Annotated in this window: 25 protein-coding genes; 9 read left to right on the top strand and 16 right to left on the bottom strand. The window is 40.3% G+C overall.

From position 1 onward, the window contains the following. Positions 1 to 10 precede the first annotated feature (10 nt). From rseP to rpsB, 8 genes are all read right to left on the bottom strand, one after another. Positions 11 to 1,396, bottom strand: coding sequence for a sigma E protease regulator RseP (rseP, locus tag L2737_RS02610; protein WP_248954667.1), 1,386 nt, complete (start codon positions 1,394 to 1,396; stop codon positions 11 to 13). A gap of 14 nt (positions 1,397 to 1,410) precedes the next feature. Next, entirely contained in the window at positions 1,411 to 2,601 is a 1,191-nt protein-coding gene (ispC, locus tag L2737_RS02605) for a 1-deoxy-D-xylulose-5-phosphate reductoisomerase (RefSeq protein ID WP_248954666.1), read from the bottom strand. A gap of 6 nt (positions 2,602 to 2,607) precedes the next feature. After that, on the bottom strand, positions 2,608 to 3,465 hold the full coding sequence (locus L2737_RS02600) for a phosphatidate cytidylyltransferase (RefSeq protein ID WP_248954665.1): 858 nt from the start codon (positions 3,463 to 3,465) through the stop codon (positions 2,608 to 2,610). Between the two features lie 22 nt (positions 3,466 to 3,487). Then, on the bottom strand, positions 3,488 to 4,312 hold the full coding sequence (gene uppS / locus L2737_RS02595) for an undecaprenyl pyrophosphate synthase (RefSeq protein ID WP_248954664.1): 825 nt from the start codon (positions 4,310 to 4,312) through the stop codon (positions 3,488 to 3,490). Between the two features lie 83 nt (positions 4,313 to 4,395). Further along, positions 4,396 to 4,953: a ribosome recycling factor gene (frr, locus tag L2737_RS02590; protein ID WP_102527884.1), complete on the bottom strand. Its 558-nt coding sequence runs from the start codon at positions 4,951 to 4,953 to the stop codon at positions 4,396 to 4,398. A gap of 118 nt (positions 4,954 to 5,071) precedes the next feature. After that, positions 5,072 to 5,803 carry a UMP kinase gene (gene pyrH, locus L2737_RS02585; protein ID WP_102527883.1) on the bottom strand — a complete coding sequence of 244 codons (732 nt, stop codon included), beginning with the start codon at positions 5,801 to 5,803 and terminating at the stop codon, positions 5,072 to 5,074. 67 nt (positions 5,804 to 5,870) lie between these two features. After that, a complete protein-coding gene (gene tsf / locus L2737_RS02580; RefSeq protein ID WP_102527882.1) occupies positions 5,871 to 6,722 on the bottom strand; it encodes a translation elongation factor Ts in 852 nt (283 codons plus the stop codon). A 116-nt stretch (positions 6,723 to 6,838) separates the two neighbouring features. Then, the gene (rpsB, locus tag L2737_RS02575) at positions 6,839 to 7,567 is read right to left on the bottom strand and encodes a 30S ribosomal protein S2 (protein WP_102527881.1); all 729 of its coding nucleotides are present in this window, start codon (positions 7,565 to 7,567) and stop codon (positions 6,839 to 6,841) included. A 336-nt stretch (positions 7,568 to 7,903) separates the two neighbouring features. Here rpsB and map point away from each other — a divergent pair, with 336 nt between their 5' ends. The 3 genes from map to dapD are packed head-to-tail and all read left to right on the top strand — an operon-like array spanning position 7,904 to position 12,145. Further along, positions 7,904 to 8,695 carry a type I methionyl aminopeptidase gene (gene map, locus L2737_RS02570; protein ID WP_248954663.1) on the top strand — a complete coding sequence of 264 codons (792 nt, stop codon included), beginning with the start codon at positions 7,904 to 7,906 and terminating at the stop codon, positions 8,693 to 8,695. A gap of 25 nt (positions 8,696 to 8,720) precedes the next feature. Beyond that, entirely contained in the window at positions 8,721 to 11,300 is a 2,580-nt protein-coding gene (glnD, locus tag L2737_RS02565) for a bifunctional uridylyltransferase/uridylyl-removing protein GlnD (RefSeq protein WP_248954662.1), read from the top strand. Between the two features lie 20 nt (positions 11,301 to 11,320). Then, positions 11,321 to 12,145: a 2,3,4,5-tetrahydropyridine-2,6-dicarboxylate N-succinyltransferase gene (dapD, locus tag L2737_RS02560; protein WP_102527878.1), complete on the top strand. Its 825-nt coding sequence runs from the start codon at positions 11,321 to 11,323 to the stop codon at positions 12,143 to 12,145. Between the two features lie 114 nt (positions 12,146 to 12,259). Here the strand turns inward: dapD and purU are convergent, their stop codons facing one another. The 3 genes from purU to L2737_RS02545 form a co-directional block, all read right to left on the bottom strand. Continuing rightward, the gene (gene purU / locus L2737_RS02555) at positions 12,260 to 13,141 is read right to left on the bottom strand and encodes a formyltetrahydrofolate deformylase (RefSeq protein WP_229367445.1); all 882 of its coding nucleotides are present in this window, start codon (positions 13,139 to 13,141) and stop codon (positions 12,260 to 12,262) included. Positions 13,142 to 13,321: 180 nt separating this feature from the next. After that, positions 13,322 to 14,791: a PTS transporter subunit EIIC gene (locus tag L2737_RS02550; RefSeq protein WP_248954661.1), complete on the bottom strand. Its 1,470-nt coding sequence runs from the start codon at positions 14,789 to 14,791 to the stop codon at positions 13,322 to 13,324. Beyond that, positions 14,746 to 15,207, bottom strand: a complete 462-nt coding sequence (locus tag L2737_RS02545; protein ID WP_248954660.1) for a flavodoxin — start codon at positions 15,205 to 15,207, stop codon at positions 14,746 to 14,748. Before L2737_RS02545 ends, L2737_RS02550 begins: the two co-directional genes overlap by 46 nt. 157 nt (positions 15,208 to 15,364) lie before the next feature. On the opposite strand from L2737_RS02545, the gene L2737_RS02540 reads away from it, so the two are divergent. After that, positions 15,365 to 15,547 (top strand): hypothetical protein, encoded by a 183-nt coding sequence (locus L2737_RS02540; RefSeq protein ID WP_102527874.1) that lies wholly within the window; start codon positions 15,365 to 15,367, stop codon positions 15,545 to 15,547. A gap of 158 nt (positions 15,548 to 15,705) precedes the next feature. On the opposite strand, the gene truC is transcribed toward L2737_RS02540, so the two are convergent. Together truC and L2737_RS02530 are read right to left on the bottom strand one after the other, a co-directional pair. Next, positions 15,706 to 16,554, bottom strand: a complete 849-nt coding sequence (gene truC / locus L2737_RS02535; RefSeq protein WP_248954659.1) for a tRNA pseudouridine(65) synthase TruC — start codon at positions 16,552 to 16,554, stop codon at positions 15,706 to 15,708. Positions 16,555 to 16,564: 10 nt separating this feature from the next. Further along, positions 16,565 to 16,942, bottom strand: a complete 378-nt coding sequence (locus tag L2737_RS02530) for a YqcC family protein (RefSeq protein WP_346349184.1) — start codon at positions 16,940 to 16,942, stop codon at positions 16,565 to 16,567. A gap of 60 nt (positions 16,943 to 17,002) precedes the next feature. Here L2737_RS02530 and L2737_RS02525 point away from each other — a divergent pair, with 60 nt between their 5' ends. Together L2737_RS02525 and L2737_RS02520 are read left to right on the top strand one after the other, a co-directional pair. Continuing rightward, positions 17,003 to 18,028, top strand: coding sequence for a DUF3549 family protein (locus L2737_RS02525; protein WP_248954657.1), 1,026 nt, complete (start codon positions 17,003 to 17,005; stop codon positions 18,026 to 18,028). Continuing rightward, the gene (locus L2737_RS02520) at positions 18,025 to 18,411 is read left to right on the top strand and encodes a DUF3301 domain-containing protein (RefSeq protein WP_102527871.1); all 387 of its coding nucleotides are present in this window, start codon (positions 18,025 to 18,027) and stop codon (positions 18,409 to 18,411) included. The genes L2737_RS02525 and L2737_RS02520 overlap by 4 nt, the downstream gene beginning before the upstream one ends. 1,881 nt (positions 18,412 to 20,292) lie before the next feature. Here L2737_RS02520 and L2737_RS02515 read toward each other — a convergent pair. Both L2737_RS02515 and L2737_RS02510 read right to left on the bottom strand, forming a co-directional pair. Next, the gene (locus L2737_RS02515) at positions 20,293 to 20,628 is read right to left on the bottom strand and encodes an Mpo1-like protein (protein ID WP_229367452.1); all 336 of its coding nucleotides are present in this window, start codon (positions 20,626 to 20,628) and stop codon (positions 20,293 to 20,295) included. 145 nt (positions 20,629 to 20,773) lie between these two features. Further along, entirely contained in the window at positions 20,774 to 21,403 is a 630-nt protein-coding gene (locus L2737_RS02510; protein ID WP_248954656.1) for a GNAT family N-acetyltransferase, read from the bottom strand. Positions 21,404 to 21,534: 131 nt separating this feature from the next. Here L2737_RS02510 and L2737_RS02505 point away from each other — a divergent pair, with 131 nt between their 5' ends. Then, a complete protein-coding gene (locus tag L2737_RS02505; RefSeq protein WP_102527928.1) occupies positions 21,535 to 21,765 on the top strand; it encodes a DUF2789 domain-containing protein in 231 nt (76 codons plus the stop codon). 68 nt (positions 21,766 to 21,833) lie between these two features. Here L2737_RS02505 and L2737_RS02500 read toward each other — a convergent pair whose 3' ends face one another. Continuing rightward, positions 21,834 to 22,220 carry a DUF3192 domain-containing protein gene (locus L2737_RS02500; RefSeq protein WP_102527868.1) on the bottom strand — a complete coding sequence of 129 codons (387 nt, stop codon included), beginning with the start codon at positions 22,218 to 22,220 and terminating at the stop codon, positions 21,834 to 21,836. 194 nt (positions 22,221 to 22,414) lie between these two features. Between L2737_RS02500 and L2737_RS02495 the strand changes: the two genes are divergently transcribed. Beyond that, positions 22,415 to 22,750, top strand: a complete 336-nt coding sequence (locus L2737_RS02495) for a hypothetical protein (protein ID WP_102527867.1) — start codon at positions 22,415 to 22,417, stop codon at positions 22,748 to 22,750. Positions 22,751 to 22,907: 157 nt separating this feature from the next. Beyond that, on the top strand, positions 22,908 to 23,681 hold the full coding sequence (locus tag L2737_RS02490) for a Zn-ribbon-containing protein (RefSeq protein ID WP_248954655.1): 774 nt from the start codon (positions 22,908 to 22,910) through the stop codon (positions 23,679 to 23,681). Positions 23,682 to 23,714 lie beyond the last annotated feature (33 nt).

Below are 23,714 nucleotides of genomic sequence, written 5' to 3'. Positions count from 1 at the left end.
TGTTCCCTGCTCAGAGTCTGGAAAAATCGTTAAAAAGCGCAACGCTCATTAACAACAGCAGCATAGCCGCACCAAACCTGAATCCTATATCCTGTACCTTCTCTGGTACAGGCTTACCCGTAATCACTTCGATAAAGTAATACAGCAAGTGTCCCCCATCAAGCACTGGCAAAGGCATTAAGTTTATGATGCCTAAGTTCACACTGATGAGTGCGATAAACCCGAGAAAATACACCAATCCATAGTCAGCACTGGTACCAGCACCTTGGGCTATAGAAATCGGACCGCTCAAGTTTTTCACCGACACATCGCCGGTAAATAGTTTTCCAATCATTTTAAAACTGACAACCACCAGTTGCCATGTTTTATCTGCAGCAGCTGTAAAGGAATCTACTATGCCATACTCAAGCTGGAAGCGCATACTTTCAGGCCAATCTATTTGAGTCGGGCTAACACCTACAACGCCAATTGTTTCCCCATTAGCATTTGTCTGCGCCTGAGGAGTAACAATGATGGTCTTTTGTTTGTTTTCTCTTAGAACAGTTAGTTCTACATCTTTGTCCGCAGACGTTTGTATCACATCTACAAAACCATTCCAATCTTGATAAGGCTGACGATTAATTTCGAGGATTTCGTCGCCTAAAGCTAACCCTGCCATCTCAGCAGCACTGCCTTTAGTAACCAAAGCAATAATAGGTTCAATACCTGGGCGATAAATACCCAATCCCATTGCTGTAATCGGTGACTCTTTATCAGGATCAAATTGCCAATTTCTGATATCCAGCTGATACGTTGTCACTTGAGCTTGTTCTTGTGCTGAAGTATTTTGTGCAGATAAAGAAAGCGGCATTAGGCTAATATCCAGCTCTGTACCACCTATATGACTCACCAATGCAAGGTTAACTTCTTCCCAGTTTCTCACCTTTTGCCCTGACACTGAAACAATTTGCATAGGTTCTTGCAGCTGAATTTGTGCCGCAGGTGTATTCGCTCTTGTTGTATCAATGACAGGCTTCAGGGAAGATACACCAATCATGTACATAATGTACAAGGCAACTATCGCGAACAAAAAGTTAGCAATGGGCCCCGCTGAAACCACAGCAATACGTTGCCAAACAGTTTTACGATTGAAAGCTTGATCTTTCAACTCATCAGGTACGTCTTCAACACGTTCATCCAGCATTTTGACATAGCCACCCAATGGCAACATCGCAATGACGTATTCAGTTCCATCTTTGCCTACTTTGCGCCATAAGGTTTTACCAAAACCAATAGAAAAACGTTCTACTTTGATACCACAACGACGTGCGACCCAAAAATGTCCGTATTCATGTGCAGTAATCAAAATACCCAGTGCGACAATAAATGACCCTAGGTTCCAAAAAAAATCGAACATCGTTCTCCTACGAACTAGTTAATTGCTTTGATTGCTTCTTTAGCGATAGTACGAGCTTGTGCATCTAAACTCATAATATCTTCGATACTGCTTAATGAAGATTGAGGCGTTTTTTCTAAACAAACCTCGTTAATGCGAGCAATATCCGTAAATTTAATTTGTTGCTTTAAAAATGCGTCAACGGCTATTTCGTTGGCAGCATTTAACACTGTTGTTGCTTCTTGGCCTTTTTCGCAGGCTTGCATTGCCAGTGCTAAACAAGGGAAACGATTATAGTCAGGTTCACAGAAGCTTAATTCTCGGACTTTGAAAAAATCCAAAGGTTCAACTCCAGCGTAAATTCTTTCAGGAAAAGACATACAGTGAGCAATCGGTGTACGCATATCTGGGTTACCCATTTGCGCGATAACCGAGCCATCTAAATACTGCACCATTGAATGAATGACACTTTGAGGATGGATAACAACTTTGAGTTGTTCGGCATTGGTATTAAACAACCAACGAGCCTCAATAAACTCAAGACCTTTGTTCATCATAGTCGCTGAATCAACTGATATTTTAGGTCCCATTGACCAATTAGGGTGATTACAAGCTTGAGCAGGGGTCATCGCATCTAACGTCGCAAGATCTGCTGTTAAAAATGGTCCACCTGAACCTGTCAGCAAAATATGCGAAATACCCGCAGCGGATAAATCACATTGGCCAAGATTTGATTGCACTTCTGCTGGCATGCATTGAAAAATCGCATTGTGCTCACTATCGACTGGAAGTAACGTGGCGCCACTGTCGCGAGTCGTATTCATAAAGAGCTCACCGGACATTACCAAGGCTTCTTTATTGGCTAACAATACCCTTTTACCTGCTTTTACAGCTGCAAAAGTAGATCTTAGCCCCGCTGCGCCAACAATTGCTGCCATCACAGTATCAACACTGGATGAAGTCACTAAGCCAATCAGTTCATCTTCACCAGTAATAACTTCTGTCGCAAGGTTAGCTGGCAACATTGACTTAAGTGTTTTCGCAGCTGTTGCATCCACCATATGAGCAAAACGAGGCTGATGCTTAATACAAAGCGCTAACATTTTATCCACGCTTGAATTGGCCACTAGGCCATAAACCTTAAACTGCTCAGGATTATGACTCATCACACTTAATGTGCTGCTACCAATCGAGCCCGTGGCTCCAAGAATAACCATATTTTGCATGGTAAATTAAATCCAGAACGCTAGGTAAATAAAGGTAAAGACAGGTAATGCCGCTGTTAGGCTATCCATTCTATCTAATACACCGCCGTGTCCAGGTAAGATTTTTCCTGAATCTTTAATGTTGGCAGCACGTTTAAACATGCTTTCAGATAAATCACCAAATGCAGAAGCAACGGCTGTGATTAAGGTAACTGCTATCACTAAACCTAACTCTTGTTCTGGGGAGTAATACATCACACCAATAACAACAGCCATAGTCGCGGCTAAACCACCACCTAAGCCTTCTAAAGTCTTATTTGGGCTAACATTTGGCATTAGTTTATGTTTGCCCAATGAGCGTCCAGCGAAATAAGCACCAGTATCAGCAGCCCAAACTACTAACATGACTAAAAACACTAAACTAGCACCAAAGTATGGGTCAACGTTTGCACTGATTGATTTAAGGGTAATTAACGATACAAAACAAGGGATAAGTGTCAATTGGCCAAACATGGATTTAAGCATGTGGCTGTCTTTCCAGACGCTACCACTTTTAGGAAAGCTAAATACTAATACTGTACTAACAATCCACCAAAATAGACCAATGGTAATAATGGCAAAATAAATTGGGTGCAATTGCCCCTTAAGCCATAAACTCTCGACAGGGACAAAGAAGTTAAGCGCCACTAGAATAAGCGAAACAGTGACTGTAAATGTCCACTGGGTTGCAGTGCAATTAGGGTCAATAAAACTACCCCACTCTTTTGCACCAATCATAAAGACAGGGATTAATACCCAAGCAAAGTACTCAGTAGGAAGGAAGAATATGGCGCCAATCACTAATGGAAGTAACCATAACACTGTAATAATTCGTTGTTTTAACAAAGCAAAAGCCTCTTAAATATTTTTAAATAGCACGTATTTCTTCGATTTGACTACCCGTCAAACCAAATCTACGTTGCCTACTGGCAAAAACAGCAAGGGCATCTTTAAATGCCTGCTCATTAAAATCTGGCCACAAAGTCTCAGTAAAGACTAATTCCGCGTATGCAGCCTGCCATAAAATAAAGTTACTAATACGGTAATCACCGCCTGTACGTATCATCAAATCAACTTCATTTTGCTCATTCATGCAAAGCTGTTGATTTAATGTTTCTTCAGTCAAATCACTTGATTCAATTTCACCTTGAGCGACTTTATCTGCTAGCTTTTGAGCCGCTTGTAAAATATCCCAACGCCCGCCGTAATTTGCGGCAACATTGAGAACCAACCCTGTATTTCCTGCTGTTTGTTGTTGTGCTTTGTCGATCTGTTTTTGTAAACGTGCAGAAAAACGACTGATATCCCCAATGATATTTAATCGAACTTGATTATTGTGTAACAGTTTTATTTCTCTTTGTAAGACAGAGAAAAATAATTCCATTAATAAACTGACTTCTTTATCTGGTCTACGCCAGTTTTCGCTTGAAAAAGCGAATAAGGTTAACGACTCAATACCCAGTTGACTGGCGACACTCACAGCGCGGCGCACTGCTTTAACCCCAGCCTTATGACCAAACACTCTTGGCTTTCCTTGTTGCTGAGCCCAGCGACCGTTACCGTCCATAATTATAGCGACGTGTTTAGGAAGCGACTGCTTAACCACATCAGAAAGTTGACCAGGCAAAATTTCCGACGATTCTATATCAGCACTCGATTGTGTTTTTGGCTCATATCCAACAGTGGATGACATCTATTACAACCCTTTCAAATAGACAAACGCCGTGTAGTATAACCTTACACGGCGCTTTAACTCTAGCTTTGCTAGGACGAGAATTAGACTTCCATCAATTCTTTTTCTTTAGCAGCTAAAATTCCATCAATATTTTTGATACTTGCGTCGGTGAACTTCTGAATTTCATCTTCACTACGACGAACATCATCTTCAGTACACTCTTTCGCTTTTTCAAGCTTTTTGATTTCACTGATAGCGTCACGACGTACATTACGTACGGCAACACGACCATTTTCAGCTTCACCACGTACTACTTTAATGAAATCTTTACGACGTTCTTCAGTTAATGCAGGCAATGGGATACGCATTGCGTTACCCGCAGTCATTGGGTTAAGACCCAAATCAGAACTCATGATCGCTTTTTCTACAGCTTGAACCATAGTCGCATCGAATACGGTTACATTTAGGGTACGAGAATCTTCAATACCAATATTTGCAACTTGCTTAAGCGGTGTCATTGAACCGTAGTAAGACACTTGAATTGAATCAAGTAGGCTTGGGTGAGCACGACCAGTACGTACTTTAGCCATTTGGTTTTTAGTAGCATCAACACACTTGTTCATACGGTCTTGAGCATCTTCTTTAATTGTATCAATCACGATAAATATCCTTTTGGTCACAAATACTTATAATTTGAACGACTCTCTGAGAATGGCACATAGATTTTACTATGTCGACAGTCGTACAAATGAAAATTGTCAGCTAAAAACTAACCTATTAAGATTTAGTTTTAATATGCGTGCCTTCTTCTTCACCCATGATAACACGACGTAAAGCACCAGGTTTATTCATGTTGAAAACTAAGATAGGCATGTCATGGTCACGGGCTAGCGTAAATGCAGCTAAGTCCATCACCTTAAATTCATTTTCTAATACTTCATCATAAGTTAATGAATCGTATTTTACAGCTTCAGGGTCTTTCATAGGATCAGCTGAGTATACGCCATCAACTTTTGTTCCTTTTAATACCACTTCCGCTTCAATTTCAATACCACGTAAACACGCAGCTGAATCAGTTGTACAAAACGGGTTACCTGTACCAGCAGCGAAAATAACAACTCGGCCAGACTTTAATAAACTGATTGCCTCTGCCCAATTATAATCGTCGCACACACCTTTTAAAGGAATTGCAGACATCAAACGAGCATTGACATAGGCACGATGCAAAGCATCACGCATTGCTAAGCCATTCATTACGGTTGCAAGCATACCCATATGGTCACCAACAACACGGTTCATACCAGCTTGTGCTAAGCCTTCACCACGGAATAGATTACCACCACCAATAACAACCCCAACTTGAATGCCAAGTTCAACTAACTCCTTTACTTCTTGCGCCATACGGTCAAGAACTTTAGGGTCAATACCGAAGCCTTCTTCGCCCATTAACGCTTCGCCGCTTAACTTTAAAAGAACGCGTCTAAATGCAGGTTTTGGATTGGTGCTCATAATTTTTTCCTAATTATAACAAAACCGCAGCGGTTGCTGCGGCTTTAGGGTATGAAGAGATGTTTAATTACGCTTTTTTAGTAGCAGCAATTTGTGCAGCAACTTCTGCAGCGAAATCTTCTTCTTTCTTCTCAATACCTTCACCAACTTCTAAACGAATGAAGTTAGTTACTGAAGCGCCTTTCTCTTTAAGAATGTCGCCAACAGTTTTCTTTGGTTCCATGATGTAAGCTTGGCCAGTAAGAGAGATCTCACCAGTAAACTTCTTCATACGACCGATAACCATTTTCTCAGCGATTTCTTGAGGCTTACCTTCGTTCATCGCGATTTCTACTTGAAGCGCTTGCTCACGAGCAACAACATCAGCAGGTACATCAGTTGGATTAACGAATTCAGGCTTAGAAGCAGCAACATGCATAGCGATGTGCTTAAGCGTTTCAGCATCAGCTTCACCTGTTACAACAACACCGATACGGTCGCCGTGACGGTAAGAAGCTTGATCAGCACCATCGATGTATTCAACGCGACGAACGTTGATGTTTTCACCGATTTTAGCGACTAGCGCAACACGAGTTTCTTCGAATTGTGCTTTAAGATCTTCAATAGATACTTTAGAAGCAGCTGCAACAGCTAGTACTTCATTAGCAAACGCTAAGAAGTTACCATCTTTAGCAACGAAGTCAGTTTGACAGTTAACTTCTAATAAAGCTGTGTAACCTTCGCCACCTTGAATAAGGATAGTACCTTCAGCAGCAATGTTACCTGCTTTTTTAGCAGCTTTAGCAGCACCACTTTTACGCATGTTATCGATAGCTAGCTCGATATCACCGTTAGTTTCAGTCAATGCTTTTTTACAGTCCATCATGCCAGCGCCAGTGCGGTCACGAAGTTCTTTAACTTGGGCAGCAGTAATTGCCATTGTTAAATCCTCTATTTTAATTCGTCTAATATTGCATTTAAAAACAGGGGCCCATAAGGCCCCTGCTCACCAATTTTTATTGGTTAATAAGGGGGATGGAAACCATCACGCCTTATTTAAACAGTTTCTACGAAACCGTCTTGCTCAGCTTGAACAGCTAAATCTTGACCGCGGCCTGAATTAGCAGCTGCAGCAACAGAAGAAGTGTACAAACGGATAGAACGCATAGCATCATCGTTACCAGGAACGATGTAGTTAACGCCATCTGGAGCAGAGTTAGTATCAACAACAGCAACAACTGGGATACCTAAGTTGTTAGCTTCTTTAATAGCGATATGCTCGTGGTCAGCACCGATAACGAATAATACGTCAGGTAAGCCGCCCATGTTTTTGATACCACCAAGAGATTTTTCTAACTTCTCTAGCTCGCGAGTACGCATTAACGCTTCTTTCTTAGTAAGCTTGTCGAAAGTACCGTCTACTGACTGGCTTTCTAGTTCTTTAAGACGTTTGATTGACTGACGAACAGTTTTCCAGTTAGTCAACATGCCGCCTAACCAGCGGTGATCAACGTAGTACTGGTCACAAGACATTGCAGATTCTTTGATAGCTTCGCCAGCAGCGCGCTTAGTACCAACAAAAAGGATTTTACCTTTTTTAGAAGCAACGTTGCTGATGAACGCTAGTGCTTCGTTGAACATTGGCACAGTGTGCTCAAGGTTGATGATGTGAACACCATTACGAGCACCGAAGATGAAAGGCTTCATCTTAGGATTCCAGTAACGAGTTTGGTGACCGAAGTGAACACCAGCTTGAAGCATGTCGCGCATTGAAACAGTAGTCATTTTATATACCTTAATTTGGGGGGTTAGACCTCCACGGATCCCATACCTTCGACTCTTGCTTGCTTAAAAAGCGCACTAAGAGCACCCCGAAGAATGTGTCGATACGTGTGTGATTTAGTATTTAGTTAAATTGCCATCTATAACATGTATAATGGCCGCCATATTTTACGCTTAGTGGAACAGTAAGTGAAGAAAGTATTTATACTTTATTCAAATTACAGCTTCATTAAGACTTAAACACAACGGCGCGCTTTATACCATAACTAGGTGTAAAGCACAAATTTTGCCAAATTTATTTGCGCCTTTTTTGACTGATATAACGGTAAGAGATAATTCATGAGCATAGTCATCAAGACAGCAGAACAAATCGAAAAAATGCGTGTAGCTGGTAAGTTAGCTGCAGAAGTATTAGAAATGATTGCACCTTTCGTCAAGGTAGGCGTAACCACAGATGAGCTTAACGACATTTGTGCAAAATTTACCGAAGAACACGGCGCTATTTCTGCACCGCTTAACTACCACGGATTCCCAAAATCCATTTGTACCTCTGTTAATGAAGTTGTATGTCACGGTATCCCTAGTAGCTATACATTAAAAGATGGCGATATCTTGAATATCGATATCACTGTCATTAAAGATGGTTTCCACGGTGATACATCACAAATGTTTTTAATTGGTGATGTGAGCCCAAAAGACAGAAGATTGGCTCGCATTGCTCAAGAAAGCTTGTACCTTGCGATTAAAAAAGTTCGTCCAGGGGTTAAACTAGGCGAAATTGGTACTGCCATTGAGAAATTTATTAAAGCCAGTAAATCAGGTTTAGATAAGTACTCAATCGTTCAAGATTACTGTGGTCATGGTATTGGCGAAGGCTTTCACGAAGAGCCACAAGTCGTACACTATAAAAATAATGACAACACAGTATTAAAAGCCGGCATGTGTTTTACTATCGAGCCAATGATCAATGCTGGACGTTACACAACTGTTTTAGATAAAGAAGATAACTGGACAGTAACCACTTCAGATGGTAAAAAATCAGCTCAATGGGAACATACATTACTTGTCACTGAAACAGGTGTTGAAGTTCTGACTTTGCGAAGCGAAGAAGACCTCCCAAGATCAATTTAACTTTTAAGTAAAAATAAGGACATCAATGAACACTGCGCTGGTAGCTAAAAACACGCTCATCGAATTTAACCAGCGCTTATTGGAGCAATTTACTGCTAATGAACCAATAACGGATCTCGTGCAGCAGCGTTGCCAATTTGTTGATGACCTTTTAAAACAAAGCTGGCTCAAATTTGATTTAAATAATCATCACATTAGTCTTATTGCCGTGGGCGGATATGGTCGCGGCGAGCTTCACCCCCATTCAGATATCGATCTCCTATTATTAACCCAATCAGATAGTGTCAGCCAACAAGCTAAAGATGCCATCAGTCAGTTTATTACCTATCTTTGGGATTCAGGATTAGAACTCGGTCACAGTGTTCGCACTATTAAAGAAACATTAGAGCAAGGTCAGCTCGATATCACTACCGCCACCAATTTACTTGAAGCCAGGTTGCTTATTGGCCAAGAGGCATTGTTCGATGAACTTTATGATGCCATTAGACAAGAAGATTTTTGGCCGTCTGATACTTTTTTCTTAGGCAAAATTGAAGAGCAGCACCAACGCCACCTCAGAGCAAATGCCTTTGACTTAGAACCCAATTTAAAATCATGCCCTGGCGGGTTACGTGATATTCAAACTGTCGCATGGGTTGCCATGCGCCACTTTGATGCGGCCTCACTATCTGAATTAGTTGCACACGACTTCTTAGAGCCTGTTGAGCTTACAGAATTTCTAGAATGTCAGGATTTTTTATGGCAACTGCGTTTTTGCCTGCACATGATTTCGGGACGTAACGAAAATCGATTGTTATTCGATTTACAAAGGCAAGTCGCCAGCATGATGGGCTTTGAAGATGGTACTCAGCTCGCTGTAGAGCAAATGATGAAGCGTTACTATCGCACGGTAAGACGTGTGATGGAGCTTAATGAAATGCTGCTACAGCTTTTTAAGCGTGCCACATTAAGCTTGTCATCTTCGTTAACCATTTACCCAATAAATGACAAGTATCAACGTCGTGGTCGATACATTGAAGTATTAGATGACCAGTTATTTGAACAACAACCAGAGCAAATTCTAAATCTATTTTTACTTGTTGCCAAAAACTCTAATGTCCGTCGAATATATGCGCCAACATTACGTCTATTGCGACAAGCTAGACGTCGTCTAAAAGACCCATTGCAAGATAACCCAGAATGCCGCAAGTATTTCATGGCAATTTTGAAGCACCCTCGGGGGATTGCCGCATTATCGTTAATGCACAAACATGGAATTTTATCTTCCTATTTACCTGCATGGCGTAAAATCGAAGGCCAAATGCAGTTTGATTTATTCCATGCTTATACGGTTGATGAACATACACATAGATTACTGCTAAATATTGAACGCTTTGCCCAACCCGATCAAAAAGATGAGTTCCCACTGGGCGCAATCCTAATAAATCAATTGCCAAAGAAAGGCTTACTCGTGTTAGGCGCCATATTTCATGACATCGCTAAAGGTCGAGGTGGCGACCACAGTAAATTAGGCGCCACTGATGCATTAGACTTTTGTAAGTTACATGGGTTAAGCGATCACGATGGGCGACTTGTGGCATGGTTAGTTGAAAACCATCTGGTGATGTCAGTTACCGCTCAGCGCCGCGATATTTCAGATCCTGAAGTGGTCGCAGTATTCGCTGATCGTGTTCAAGATGCAGTGCATTTAAGTTATTTATACTGCCTCACCGTGGCAGATATTTGCGCAACTAACCACAAAGCTTGGAATAACTGGAAAGGCTCTCTGTTAAGAGACTTATATTTTGCAACTCAGCGGGTACTATCTCGTGGCAAAGAAAAACCAATCGATGTGGCTGACAGGGTTCTTGAAATTCAGCAAAAAGCCCAAAAAGAATTATTAAGACGTGGCGTTAAACAAAAAGCGATTAATGAGCTGTGGAGCCGGTTCAAAGATGATTATTTTTTACGTCATCAACCCAATCAAGTGTCATGGCATACTGAAGCATTACTCAAACATGATAAACAGAAGCCACTCGTGTTAATTTCAAAGCACACGACTCGTGGTGGCAGCGAGCTGTTTGTTTACGCCAAAGACAAACCCAAGTTATTCGCCACTGTTATGACAGTGTTAGATAACAAAAATATAAATGTTCATGATGCTAACATCATGACATCAAACGATGACTTCGCCTTAGATACATTCGTTATATTAGAGCAAGATGGCGAACCAATCAGCCAACTTTCACGCATTCAGTCGATTAAAAAGTCGCTTGAAAAAAGATTGGCGACACAAAAATCTAAACCACCAAAGTTTAGAAAGATGTCACGAATCATGAAACCTTTTAAAGTTCGTACACAAGTGAGTTTCTTACCGGGTGCGAAGCATGATACAAGTATGATGGAGCTAATTGCGCTGGACACCCCTGGCCTACTCGCCAAAGTAGGTGATGTACTTTACCGCTGCGATATCACGTTATTATCAGCAAAAATTACCACCATTGGTGAAAGAGCAGAAGATTTCTTTATTTTACAAACAGCTCAAGGCCAAGCGCTCAACGAAGCTCAACAAACACAATTATCAGAAGCGCTTTCAGAGGCGCTTACTCAACCTTTACATCAATAAACACAATTTGGGAGAAAGTAATGGAGGCATTACGCCAACGCATAGAAGCTGCATTTGAGGCTCGTCAGGACATCACACCTAGCACGGTAGAGCCAAGTGTTCGTGCAGATATCGAAACTGTTATTAGCATGCTTGATAAAGGCCAAGCTCGCGTAGCAGAAAAGATTGATGGCGAATGGCATGTACACCAGTGGTTAAAGAAAGCTGTTTTACTTTCTTTCCGTATTTTCGACAACGAAGTTGTTGAAGGCGGTGACACTAAGTACTTCGATAAAGTGCCACAAAAATTCTCAGACTACACAGCTGAACGCTTTAAAGAAGAAGCTATTCGTGTTGTCCCACCAGCAACCGTTCGTAAAGGTTCATTTATCGGTAAGAACACCGTATTAATGCCATCTTACGTTAACCTTGGCGCATTCGTTGATGAAGGCACTATGGTTGATACTTGGGCAACTGTTGGATCTTGTGCACAAATCGGTAAGAACGTGCATTTATCAGGTGGTGTTGGCATTGGTGGCGTACTAGAGCCATTACAAGCAGGCCCAACAATCATTGAAGATAACTGTTTCATTGGCGCACGTAGTGAAATTGTTGAAGGCGTTGTGGTTGAAGAAGGCAGCGTAATTTCAATGGGCGTATACATTGGCCAAAGCACACGTATCTTTGACCGTGAAACTGGCGAAGTGCATTACGGCCGCGTACCTGCAGGCTCTGTAGTGGTTTCTGGTAACCTACCATCTAAATGTGGTACTTACAGCTTATACGCAGCTATCATCGTTAAGAAAGTTGACGCTAAAACTCGCGGTAAAGTAGGCATTAACGAATTATTACGTATCGTCGATTAATCGATAAAACACTGAGTATGATAAGTCATAACGACCACTAAGCACTCCGATGTTAACGTAAAAAGGCTCAGATGATACTGAGCCTTTTTTATTGAATTTTTGCCAACTAACAGCTTAAAACACGACGGTTTTGTTGCCGTACACCACCACTTGTTCTTCAAGCACTAATTGCAATGCTTTACTCAATACACTCTTTTCAACGTCACGGCCGTTATGGGCCATTTCTTCAGCGCTAAAACTATGATCAACATTAATCACATCTTGCTTAATGATTGGTCCTTCATCTAAACAGTTATTCACAAAGTGCGCTGTTGCACCAATAATTTTAACCCCCCTTTCCCACGCTTGGCGATAAGGCGATGCGCCAATAAATGCCGGCAAAAATGAATGATGAATATTGATAATGGTATTTGGAAACTCTGCAACAAACTCAGGGGTTAGGATACGCATGAATTTGGCCAGCACGATATAGTCAGGCGAATAATGTTTTATCTTTTCAAGCATCGCTTGTTCATGTTCTTGTCTATCAAGCCCTTGATGACTCACATAATGAAACGGGATATCAAACTTCTCCGTTAAGCCTTGCAAAATGTCGTAATTACCAATGACAGCCGCAATTTCGACGTCTAAACCACCGTAATATGACTTCATTAGAATATCACCTAGGCAATGAGCTTCTTTAGTCACTAATACCACAATACGCTTCTTACCGGCATCAACTAACTTCATGTGGTTTTGTTCTGGTAAAACTTGACGAAGATCTGCCAATAACGCTTCATCATTAATCTTGCCTTCTAACACGGTACGCATGAAAAAACGGCCTTGCTGATGATCAACAAATTCGGTGTTTTTGATAATGTTTAGCTGATGAGCAAAACATACCCCTGTGATGTTCGCGATTAATCCTTGAGCATCTTCACAATCAGTAATTAAAATTTTCCGAGGTAATGGTGTCGTTGCAGTTTCACTTTGTTGACTTAAAGGGGAGTTATTCATAATTACACTACTCATATCAATAATATTAAACGCTTATAGCCATTCATTAATAACACAGCATTTGAGAAAATAAATATTCAGGAATATATTTTTATGATTGCGAAGTAAATAAGTGCCTTGAGATGGGATATGCATAAAAATATGACTTAAAGATGATAATTCTATAATTAAACTTGAATTTTACTGACGAGTGTCGAGATATTTCTGCAATAGCTTTCTTAAGCTTTCTGCTTTAGTACCAAATACGACTTGTACCCCCTTGCCTACTTTAATCACGCCCTTTGCTCCCAGTCTCATCAATCTAGGCTTATCAACTAGCTTAGGATCGACAACCGCAATACGTAATCGAGTTAAACAAGCATTCAATTCAACGATATTATCAGGTCCACCTAAGGCACTGATCATTGATCTCAAACTCTCTTTATTTCCATCGTCGTCAAGCTCTAACCGACCAGGTGTCTTCAAATTAAAAGCTAAAATACTGACTCTAAAAATAAGGTAGTAAATAAAGGCCGTTAATGGCCCTAAAAACCAGAACCAACTGGTATTGCTGGACTGAGCAAACAATAAACTGAAATCAATTAACCCATGGGAAAACACCACACTATGGTTAACATCAAGTAAAATACAGACGGTATAAGCAAGCCCAGTTAATATGGCATGAATAACAAATAACACTGGTGCCACAAACATAAATGCAAACTCAATCGGTTCAGTTATGCCCGTAAGCCAACTTGTAGCTGCGGCTGATAACATAATGCCGGCAACACGGTTGCGCTCTGATTTATCTGCGCAGCGCCAAATCGCTAATGCAGCAGCAGGTAAGCCCCACATTTTAATTAAATAGCCACCAGCTAAATTACCCGCTAACGGATCGCCTGCAAGATAACGTGCAATTTCACCACGAACCATTTTTCCTTCATGAAAATACTGACCCACTTCAAGATAAAAAGGTGCATTCCAAATATGATGTAAACCAAGAGGGATCAAAAAACGTTCAATGGTGCCATAAACACCGAAGGCAAGTGCGGGATCTTGATATACTGCCCAAAGCGATAGTGAATCAATATAGTAAGCTAACGTTGGCCAAATATGAGCAAGTAAAAAAGCCAGAGCAATTGTGAAAGGAATAATGATTAACGCGGCGCTGCGCTGGCCTTCAAAAAAAGAAAACATCGCAGGCAACTTAACATCCTGACTTAACCGAACAACAAAACAGGTTAACGCGCCAACAAGAATACCGCCTGCAATACCTGTATCAATGGTGTCAATTCCCCATATTGGCTGGGAGTTTAACTCATAAATAGCAGTAAATGCTCCTAGGCTAGATATAAAGACCCCGTAGCCAAACACTGCAACAAATGCTGCAATGCCTTGATCTTTACAAAAACCTATCGATATCGCCACCGCAAAAAGCAAAGGCATCATAGTAAAAATGAGGTTACCAACAGCGGAGAAAACCGTCGCCAGCTCTGCTGGAATAAAAGGGAGTGGATTAAATGATAAACCTAGCATTACACCGGCAGCGGGTAAAATGGCAATAGGAATAAGCAGAGCCTGACTCAGGCGCTGGGCAAACTTAAACCATTGCTGGCTAAGTCGTCTTAACTGGCGAGTGATTGAACTGCCGCGTGCCAAGCTGGTATCCATTGTATCGCTTCAGTTTCAGGTTCCATGGTTTCGCATGCATCAATCTCTAATGTCTCAGTGAGTTTTTTTGCCCCAAGTTCAGACAATAACTCATCAAATTGTTTAGCGGCACCACAAAAGGTTTCATAACTTGAATCCCCAAGACCAATGATACTGTATTGCAACTTAGGTAAATATGGCGCCACTGATTTCAGCTCACTAAACCACTGGGCAATATCATCCGGTAAATCGCCTTGCCCGGTCGTTGAAGTAACGACAATCAATAACTCATCTTCACTGGGCACATAACCAGTTAAATCGGCTGGCTGCAGCAGATTAGCCGTGAAATCTAATTCGGCAATTTTATCGGTCAATGTTTCAGCAACAAATTGAGCACTACCGTATACCGTCCCAAACACTAAATTAACTTTTTCCATGATATACTTCTCTTTAAGTTAACTGACTTCTATAATTCATTTAGCAGTGCGCTGCTTTATGAGGTTAATAACTTCACCATACTGTATTCTAATACTAGGCTGCAAGTATGAAATACAAACAAAAGTAATAACTTACCCATTCGTTAAGGTTACTGTTATGCGTCAGGCCAACAGGCACAGATTGTTTAAACTGCAACACAAATCAGCCCATATTCGCCGTAATTTTTATTTTCGTTGTGAGCAACAAGATACCAGTGAACCTCTGGCAAAAATTGAAGAGTTTGAAAAACTTAAATCGGTATTGCTAGAACATACTAAAGTGCCGCTTAAGGCCAGTTAGTCCGTTTTAGTCCAATAGTCGCGGTTGTTATTGGCTCGTTATTGACAGTCATGAAATCGACCAAAGAATATTGAAAAAAAGAGATATCCCTGACAGATATCTCTTTTTATTATTCAACTTTTTCTATTTACTATTTACTATTTACTAAACATTTAGCACTAGGCAAGCAGCATAGGCTCTTCATCATTTAGTTGCTCTTGCCAACCAAATTGTTCAAAAACCGTTAACCACTCTTGCTCAAGCTCTGTTTCAATATGCATTAATTGCTGAGTGACAGGATGGGTAAAGCGAATAGATTTCGCTATCAGCCACAGTCGATTTATCTCAAAGTGCGATCTGAAGAATTTATTTTGTTTACCGTCACCATGGGTGGTATCGCCAATGATCGGGTGACGTAAATGCGCCATATGACGACGTAATTGGTGTTTACGCCCTGTTTGCGGTGTTAATTTAATTAAACAAAAACGACTCGTCGGGTAACGACCTGAACTAAATGGAATTTCTGTATTTAATAAAGGAGCATAGTCAGTCACCGCATCTTGAGGGGGTTTATCTTTGCGGGCTTTTTTGTCGGCAACATCATCAAGTTCTACTTTTAATGCGTAATCCAACCTAGCTGCTTCATGCACATTACCTCGCACTAACGCTAAATAGGTTTTCTCAATTTGGTGCTGCTCAAACTGCTCACATAAAGCCCTAGCCACCTCACTACTTTTAGCAAACACCAATACACCTGAAGTCGGCCTATCTAAACGGTGAACTGGGAATACATGGCATCCAACTAAATCACGTGTTAATTGCATCGCAAAAAAACGCTCTTTTCTGGCTAAGTATGAACGATGTACCAATAAACCGGCAGGCTTATGGATGGCCACAATATGTTCATCTTCAAATAAAATCTCTAACTCAGGTGCGACTTCATCGCTTTCCTCTAACTCAGTATTAAGCGTTTCATCGTCAAAGTATTCATCATCAGCAAATGGACTAATATATTTATCTTCTGTCATCATATTCACCTTACTGACGGGTTAAAAAGTTATCTATCTGAGTCAGCAATTCAACTAAAGCTGTTAAGTCACCGTGATTTACCCAAGCTTGTTCTGCCATTGGCGTTAACGATATTTGCGTCGGCAGAGGTAAGCTTTGCTCAATTAACTGACCCATTTTCGGAATGAATATGAACTGCAGCCACTGCTCAAAACGCAATGAGTCACAAGCAAATGGCGCTGTACTGGCAAGTGCTGTATCTGAAGGTATAGAGCCAGACCACAAATCACTTTGCTTTAGTTGCTGTTCTAACTGTATTAAATATTGAGCGGTTTGAATATGAGGCATAACGGCAGGTTTTCGCTTAAACGGTTTAAAATAATCATAGTTGTTTGTGCGACTAATCATATCATCAGACGCCAGTTAACCCTATAATAGCGGCAAGTTAATCGCGATAAATAAACTCCCATGACACAACTCGAAACCTTAAGCCAATTCCTAGACACCGCTAACACTCAATTTCAGGTTTATGATTTAGGCCGAAGAGTGGAAAACATTGACCCAGTGTTATTCAACCAAATTGAAGCATTGAACACCCCTTACCCATTTCCAATTCAAGGCCATGCCCAGTTTGCCATTGTGTTTTGGCGTGAAGATCAACCGCCTTTTATTTGGTTTTTAAAGCTGCCTCTTGATGAGCAAGGTTTGTTATCGCCTGCCCAGCGTAGCCAGTTTATTAAAATGATCCTAGAAGCGTTAGGGCGTGATCCAACTAAAGCTTTGTCTGATGAAGAACAAGAACGCTACGCCAATCATCCGTTCAGTTTTAAGCCTAGCCAAGAAAAACTAGCACTGTTTAATGCATTGGTTAAAAAGCAATTAAGTCAGCAAGCATCTGCTCAATATGAATATGCTGCCCAGTATTTTTCGAATTTAAATGAAACCAATGCTCAAGGTGACAACTGGCAACAACTCGGATTACAAGGTATTGCCGATGTCTGTGTCCGCTTAGATAAGTTTGACCATGACAAGCATATCAATGCAGCTATTACCCTAGCACCGTTAGAGGTTCAAGCAGCTATTTGTCAATGTTTAGAGCACGTTGCCATTTCAAATGCATTAGCTAATACCTTATTTGATAAGTTATCCGCCGCAGAAGTTGAGCATAAGCATATCTACCTTAGAGCGCTCGCATCTCACCCAGAATTAACGCAAAAAGCGATTAAGCTATTAGTGAATTACCAACAGTTAGATGAGAACTTATTGATCACAATTGCAGCAAGAAGTTGGACAGCTCTAAAAGATGATGCAACTCGCAAACTTTATCTTGAAGTATTAGCTAACCAACCGCAAAACTTCTTTAATCAAGTTTTTGCTGATATCGTAGCTATTCCAAGTTTACGAGATTCACTACTGCTCGATTTAAGAAGTGCTGACCGTAGTGAGAAACTTTCTTCCGCCATCGGCGGGTTATTTAGGGCCGTTAGCCAATGATGTCAGATTTTATTTTAATCGTCGCAGTTGTCGTTATTGCTGCATTCTTTTGGCAATTACGTCAAATGGCTGAAATCAGTCGTCGCTATGCTGAAAGATCTTGTGCCAATCAAAAAGTACAATTGTTGGCTATTGCTATGGAATCAGCAAGACCAAGTATTGGTGGCACAACAGGCTTATGTTGGCGTGCAAAATTTATGTTTGAATTCAGTACCGATGGTATTAATCAATACCGCGGTCACATCGATATGCACGGCAAAAAGATAGAAAAGATTAACTGGCCGATATTTCCAGAGCCGGAATGGATGGATGCGCCAATGGCCAAAGGTAAGTTTGGTGGCTGTGGTGGCGCATCAAGCTGCAATTCTGGCAAATGCCGTTAATACGCATACGTTAAGCAAGCTTTCAATTAAGCATTTACTTAATTAAAGTGTAAAACGTCCACATGATGAAACGCTATTAGAGGGTTAAGCACACTCTCAATAGCGTTTTTTATTGGCTGAGTATTAGAGTGTGTTGATCTTTTAAGGTTGTTTTTGCAGTGAAATTAGCTTCGATTGCTAGGCGGCAATTCACTCGCCGCGCTTAATTCGCTTTTTACCTCGAACAAATTCAACCAGTAAAAATCAACACGCCCTAGCTGATATCTCGTTTCAATATCAACGTAAGTCGAATTTTAAGCAAAAGAAAGACCGCGGCAATAAATTGTCGCGGTCTCTTATACTCTTGTTAAGCCATCCAGCTATATTTGTGCTCCCTGCACCATCCATGCGTCTAACTTGCTCCGTGCGCTATCCTTATTCAATCCTTGATGTTCCATGTACACTAAAGTACTGTCCCTCTTACTCGATTATCCTTTGACCGAGCCTGCTCAAATCCTTAAGCGTGTCCTTTAAATCATCCTTGGGGTTCTTCCATGACATCCTTGCTTCAATTATCTGCATCCATTGCAATCACTGTTATCCTTAACAGCGTAAATCCATTTTACTGATGTCCAAACATTAAAATCCATTTCACCATAAAGTCTTTCATCATCTCTGATGTCAGTGTCATCCATTAACACTGTCGTTTTCCTTAACGACGCTTTATCGTCCACTTAATTAATGTGCTATAAGTCATCATCCTGATGAGCAACATCAATAACTAAGGTAATAACTAGGGTTCATCCTGAGCAAGCCATTACAACAATCTATTGTAATCAGTCTCATGTTACAGCCACTTGCTAAAATCTTAATTAGCAGCAGTTTTGTTTAAAACTACTAAACACATCCTGTGCTTATCTGCTTCCTTGTGACTTATTTTAAGCAATATGTGAGTAAATAAATATGCACAAAACACGCAATTAACACGACAGCAACAAACAGCAAAAGCCAAACTAAAAATTAAACCAAACGATACAACAACTTAAAACAAAACACTCCAAATAAGCCAATATAAAAGCGCTAAGTCTCACAGCGCTTGTGAGATATATCTCACAAAGCGAGTGGAAAAGTAAGAAGCTAAGTCTTTTGACCGACTCACATATTTAACATTTACATAGCAGACATGCATTCATAAAAATAGGCATATATAAAAGTAGGCGTGCATAAATATTGATTTCAATTAAGCATAAAAAAGCGCAACCAAATAAGGTTGCGCTCATTTTACTCTTCGCTAGCTATCCTGCTAAATTGTGCTCCCTGCTCCATCCATGCGACTAACGTGCTCCTTGCTCCATTTTCCTTTTAACTCAATTTCCTTGTACTACCCTTGAAGAGTATTACTTGAGTGTTCATTCCTTTGAATCAGTCTATCCTTGTGACTGAGAGGCTAACTCCTAATATACCGTCCTGGTATTTGCTTCCTGCAACCCTTCATCTTCCTGATGAGGTTCATCCTTGTTTCAGTTAATCATTAACTGAGCTTATGCCCATTCCTTGAGCGTGTCCTAGTTTCATCCTGAAATTGATACACTCATCCATAACTAATGAAAAAGCATTTTTATTCACTTTAAGCACTAACTCAATTAACTTTGATTGTGGCTACATCCTGTAACTCACTCAATTAATTCATTGATTGCTTAATAAGTTCATTGTAAATAATAATTGAATTCGAAATCAGCCTAAAAACCATTGAAACAAAATATTCACAAAGTAAATATTACAGTTAAATACATAAGCGATTGTTTTTATTTAGCTTTTAATTAAATGGTGAGAAATTAGATAACTCATAACGAAAGAATACCTACACTACTGTGAGATAAGTCTCACAAGCATAGGTAACAGTTAGCTTGAAGGCGAGCCTAAACCAAGGCGCTTTTTTAACATTTGTGCAAACATCACCCAGTCGGCTAGTAAGCTATATAAAGGATATTCAAATGTGGCAGGTCTATTTTTTTCAAATACAAAGTGTCCTACCCAAGCAAAACCATACCCAATAACTGGCAAAAGCCATAATTGCCACCACTGTTGATTCAACAAAGTAACAATGATTAGCACAATGATTAAGGCACTGCCGACATAATGAAGTCTCCGGCAAGTTGTGTCTTGATGTTGTGATAAATAGAAAGGATAAAAAGATTTAAAGTCTTGATACTTTTTTTCACTTATCTTTTCATTCATAACCGTCACTCATCTTTTCATCCATAACCGAAGCTAATTGTAATAATATAAATTAACGCAAAAAATTTTCTTAAACGATCAGCTACTTCATGAAGTTAGCTAATGGTTAGATAATAGGTAGCTATTAGTTTGTTAACTGAAGCTTTTACTTACTCGGGTAAATTAATATTTCACCATCTACGCTACCTATAGAAAGTTCAGATAAATGATTAAAACCTTCGCGGGCAAATAGCTCTGCATGTTTAGGGTTATTCACAAACACCCCAATGCCATCTAAATCAGGCTGTTCATCACACCAACTTAATACTGCTTCGATCAATTTTGCACCGTTACCTTTACTTTGTTCATTAGGGGTTAATGCAATAAATTGCAGGATCCCATATTGCTTACTCGGCAAGCTTTCTAAGATGCTGTGTTCTTTTTTAATTAATGCCTGAGTGGAATTCCAGCCTGTTCCCAGTACCATTTTCAAGCGCCAATGCCAGTAACGGCTTTCCCCTAGCGGCACTTGGTGAGTAATAACACATGCAACGCCAATTAGGCGATCACCATCGAACCAACCAATTAAAGGTTGTTCTTGCTGCCAAAGCTCCGTCAATTCTTCACGAATAGCTGCGCGAAGCTTTTGCTCGTAACTTGCCTGATTTGTTGTAGCAAGTGCTTCAATAAAGAAAGGATCATCATGGTAAGCGTTATAAATAATCGAAGCTGCCACTCGCAAGTCTTCTGCCGTTAAGTAAACGGCTTTATGCTCTGCCAACACGTTCTGTTCCATATTCTCACTCATTGCTAAATCAAGTTGATAGTTACAACTTAACAAGTTTGAAACATATTGCAATTTTAATGCTGTCACCTACGCTTAAAGTTAATTTAATCGCGAAATTTAAGCATAATAACGGGACTATTATGGACACGACTTCAGCTACGCTTGCACACTTATTTGAACAACTCGGTTTAGATGCTACAGAGGCCGGTATCAAGCTTTTTCTGTCACAACATAGTATTGATGCCAATACCAAGTTAACCGATGCAAGCTTTTGGAATCATGCTCAGAAAGCATTTTTAGAAGAGAGTTTAAAAGAAGACGCCCAGTGGTCTGAACTCGTGGACCAATTGGACGTTCTTTTAAGGCAATAGCTAAGATTCTTTCTAAAATTGCATAGCCATAAAATATTGATAAAAACTTACCCAACTAATGGCTGGTATTAAATCTTTTGATACGCGGTTTCACCCCAACCCACTAATTTATTGTCACTTATGACTACTGGGGTACATTCATCTTTAGTGGTTTTGCCATCGCCTTTACTCCACTGCGTACGATAGAAAAGCACATTCACTTCTTTCTTCGGACTTTCAGCATCAGCTTGAGTCACGTAAGCTTCACTAAAATCTGCTGTGCCCATTAAAATAGTGACTTGATCGCGCGCCATACCAATGGTTAATTTTGATAAGTTAGTTCTATTAGTTTGTTGCTGTTTTTCCCAGTAAGAATCACTACGATTACCTTCATGATCACCAACATTCAACACACAACCACTCAAAGAAAGGCTACTCACAGCCATTAAAAATGCTAAACCCAATTTTGTTTTCATGATACTTCCCTTTTATTAAAATGATTCTCACGTAATTACTACTCAAACTGCTTTTGAGATACGTTATAATGTTGTCAATTATCATTAAGCTAAAACCGTGCCAAAATTTATACAATTGATTTTATTAAGTTTTATAAATATCTAATTGGCGGTTGAGCATTTTCACTAATCAATATTGAGGGTTTTCACCAATTATGAGTCCAATCGAACAGGTCCTCGCAGCGGCAAAAACTATCGCAATGAATGGTCATACACCAACAATGGCATTGATTAAGGGGAAATTAGGTGGCCGAGTACCTATGCCAATTCTTATTCAAGGCTTACAGCAATTCAAAGCCATTCCGAAAGAACAATGGCAAACCTTGCCAGACTTAGGCGATGCGCTTGAAACAACTAAACAAGCAACAAATGATGCACCTAGTATGATTGAGCAACAATTAATGGCTCAAATGCAGCAAATGAAAATTGAATTCGAAGCTAAAATAGAGTCACTAGAAAAGCGTGTTTTACAGCTTGAAAATAAACAATAACGATTGAAGTACAGCAGTATTTTCATTTAAATATATGAGTCTGCTGACACAAAATGAGTGCCTTAACTTGTGCACTCACATTGACTTAGTACACTCACATTAATTTAATGCACTGGAACCTTGTCATTTTACAGTCCAAGAATTGAACGGAAACCCCATGTTTGTCACAGAGCTCAGATTTGAATGTTTTGCGGATACCACGATAACCGCAGCCGAGAAAGCCATTAACCATTACCTCGAATCATTAAGAGCAAACGGTCAAATTCTAGGAAGAGAATTCGCTGTTGCATTTAACGAAGGTGAGTTTAAAGTCAGGTTGTTAATGCCGGAAAAAACCAGCTTATCGAGCCGTCATAACAGCCCTTGGACTAAACAAGCTTTACTGCAATTGACTGAAGCAAAGTTACTTGCGCCACGTGAGAAGTACATTGGCCAAGACATTAATTCAGAAAAAAGTAATGAAGAAGCACCAAGTTGGCAGGTGCTTTATACCAGTTATGTTCATATGTGTTCGCCACTACGTAGCGGCGATAACTTGTTACCTATTCCGTTATATCAAATCCCTGCCACATTTAATGGCGACCACAAAAGAGTGATCCGCTGGCAAACAGAGTGGCAAGCCTGTGATGAATTACAAATGGCTGCAGCGACTCAAGCTGAGTTTGCCGCTCTAGAAGAAATCACCAGCCATAAAAGCGACCTATTTAGACGCGGTTGGGATATACGCGGCAGAGTCGAATTTATCACTAAAATTCCAACCTACTATTACTTATATCGTGTAGGTGGTGAAAGCCTAGCCAAAGAGAAAGAACGAGCTTGTCCTAAATGTGGCTCAAAAGAATGGCGTTTAGATGAGCCATTACTCGATATGTTCCATTTTCGATGTGAGCCTTGTCGAATCGTGTCTAATATTTCTTGGGATCATCAGTAAGCTTGTACTCATAAGCCCTTAGCTAATAACTTC

This window comes from Shewanella electrodiphila (genome assembly GCF_023283985.1).
Classification (GTDB): domain Bacteria; phylum Pseudomonadota; class Gammaproteobacteria; order Enterobacterales; family Shewanellaceae; genus Shewanella; species Shewanella electrodiphila.
This window is presented reverse-complemented; position numbering and strand designations above follow the sequence as displayed.

Coding starts and splice junctions, on each gene's coding strand:
- rseP (WP_248954667.1), bottom strand. CDS start 1,396: ATGTTCGATTTTTTTTGGAACCTAGGGTCATTTATTGTCGCACTGGGT.
- ispC (WP_248954666.1), bottom strand. CDS start 2,601: ATGCAAAATATGGTTATTCTTGGAGCCACGGGCTCGATTGGTAGCAGC.
- uppS (WP_248954664.1), bottom strand. CDS start 4,312: ATGTCATCCACTGTTGGATATGAGCCAAAAACACAATCGAGTGCTGAT.
- pyrH (WP_102527883.1), bottom strand. CDS start 5,803: ATGAGCACCAATCCAAAACCTGCATTTAGACGCGTTCTTTTAAAGTTA.
- tsf (WP_102527882.1), bottom strand. CDS start 6,722: ATGGCAATTACTGCTGCCCAAGTTAAAGAACTTCGTGACCGCACTGGC.
- rpsB (WP_102527881.1), bottom strand. CDS start 7,567: ATGACTACTGTTTCAATGCGCGACATGCTTCAAGCTGGTGTTCACTTC.
- map (WP_248954663.1), top strand. CDS start 7,904: ATGAGCATAGTCATCAAGACAGCAGAACAAATCGAAAAAATGCGTGTA.
- glnD (WP_248954662.1), top strand. CDS start 8,721: ATGAACACTGCGCTGGTAGCTAAAAACACGCTCATCGAATTTAACCAG.
- dapD (WP_102527878.1), top strand. CDS start 11,321: ATGGAGGCATTACGCCAACGCATAGAAGCTGCATTTGAGGCTCGTCAG.
- purU (WP_229367445.1), bottom strand. CDS start 13,141: ATGAATAACTCCCCTTTAAGTCAACAAAGTGAAACTGCAACGACACCA.
- L2737_RS02550 (WP_248954661.1), bottom strand. CDS start 14,791: ATGGATACCAGCTTGGCACGCGGCAGTTCAATCACTCGCCAGTTAAGA.
- L2737_RS02545 (WP_248954660.1), bottom strand. CDS start 15,207: ATGGAAAAAGTTAATTTAGTGTTTGGGACGGTATACGGTAGTGCTCAA.
- L2737_RS02540 (WP_102527874.1), top strand. CDS start 15,365: ATGCGTCAGGCCAACAGGCACAGATTGTTTAAACTGCAACACAAATCA.
- truC (WP_248954659.1), bottom strand. CDS start 16,554: ATGACAGAAGATAAATATATTAGTCCATTTGCTGATGATGAATACTTT.
- L2737_RS02530 (WP_346349184.1), bottom strand. CDS start 16,942: ATGATTAGTCGCACAAACAACTATGATTATTTTAAACCGTTTAAGCGA.
- L2737_RS02525 (WP_248954657.1), top strand. CDS start 17,003: ATGACACAACTCGAAACCTTAAGCCAATTCCTAGACACCGCTAACACT.
- L2737_RS02520 (WP_102527871.1), top strand. CDS start 18,025: ATGATGTCAGATTTTATTTTAATCGTCGCAGTTGTCGTTATTGCTGCA.
- L2737_RS02515 (WP_229367452.1), bottom strand. CDS start 20,628: ATGAATGAAAAGATAAGTGAAAAAAAGTATCAAGACTTTAAATCTTTT.
- L2737_RS02510 (WP_248954656.1), bottom strand. CDS start 21,403: ATGGAACAGAACGTGTTGGCAGAGCATAAAGCCGTTTACTTAACGGCA.
- L2737_RS02505 (WP_102527928.1), top strand. CDS start 21,535: ATGGACACGACTTCAGCTACGCTTGCACACTTATTTGAACAACTCGGT.
- L2737_RS02500 (WP_102527868.1), bottom strand. CDS start 22,220: ATGAAAACAAAATTGGGTTTAGCATTTTTAATGGCTGTGAGTAGCCTT.
- L2737_RS02495 (WP_102527867.1), top strand. CDS start 22,415: ATGAGTCCAATCGAACAGGTCCTCGCAGCGGCAAAAACTATCGCAATG.
- L2737_RS02490 (WP_248954655.1), top strand. CDS start 22,908: ATGTTTGTCACAGAGCTCAGATTTGAATGTTTTGCGGATACCACGATA.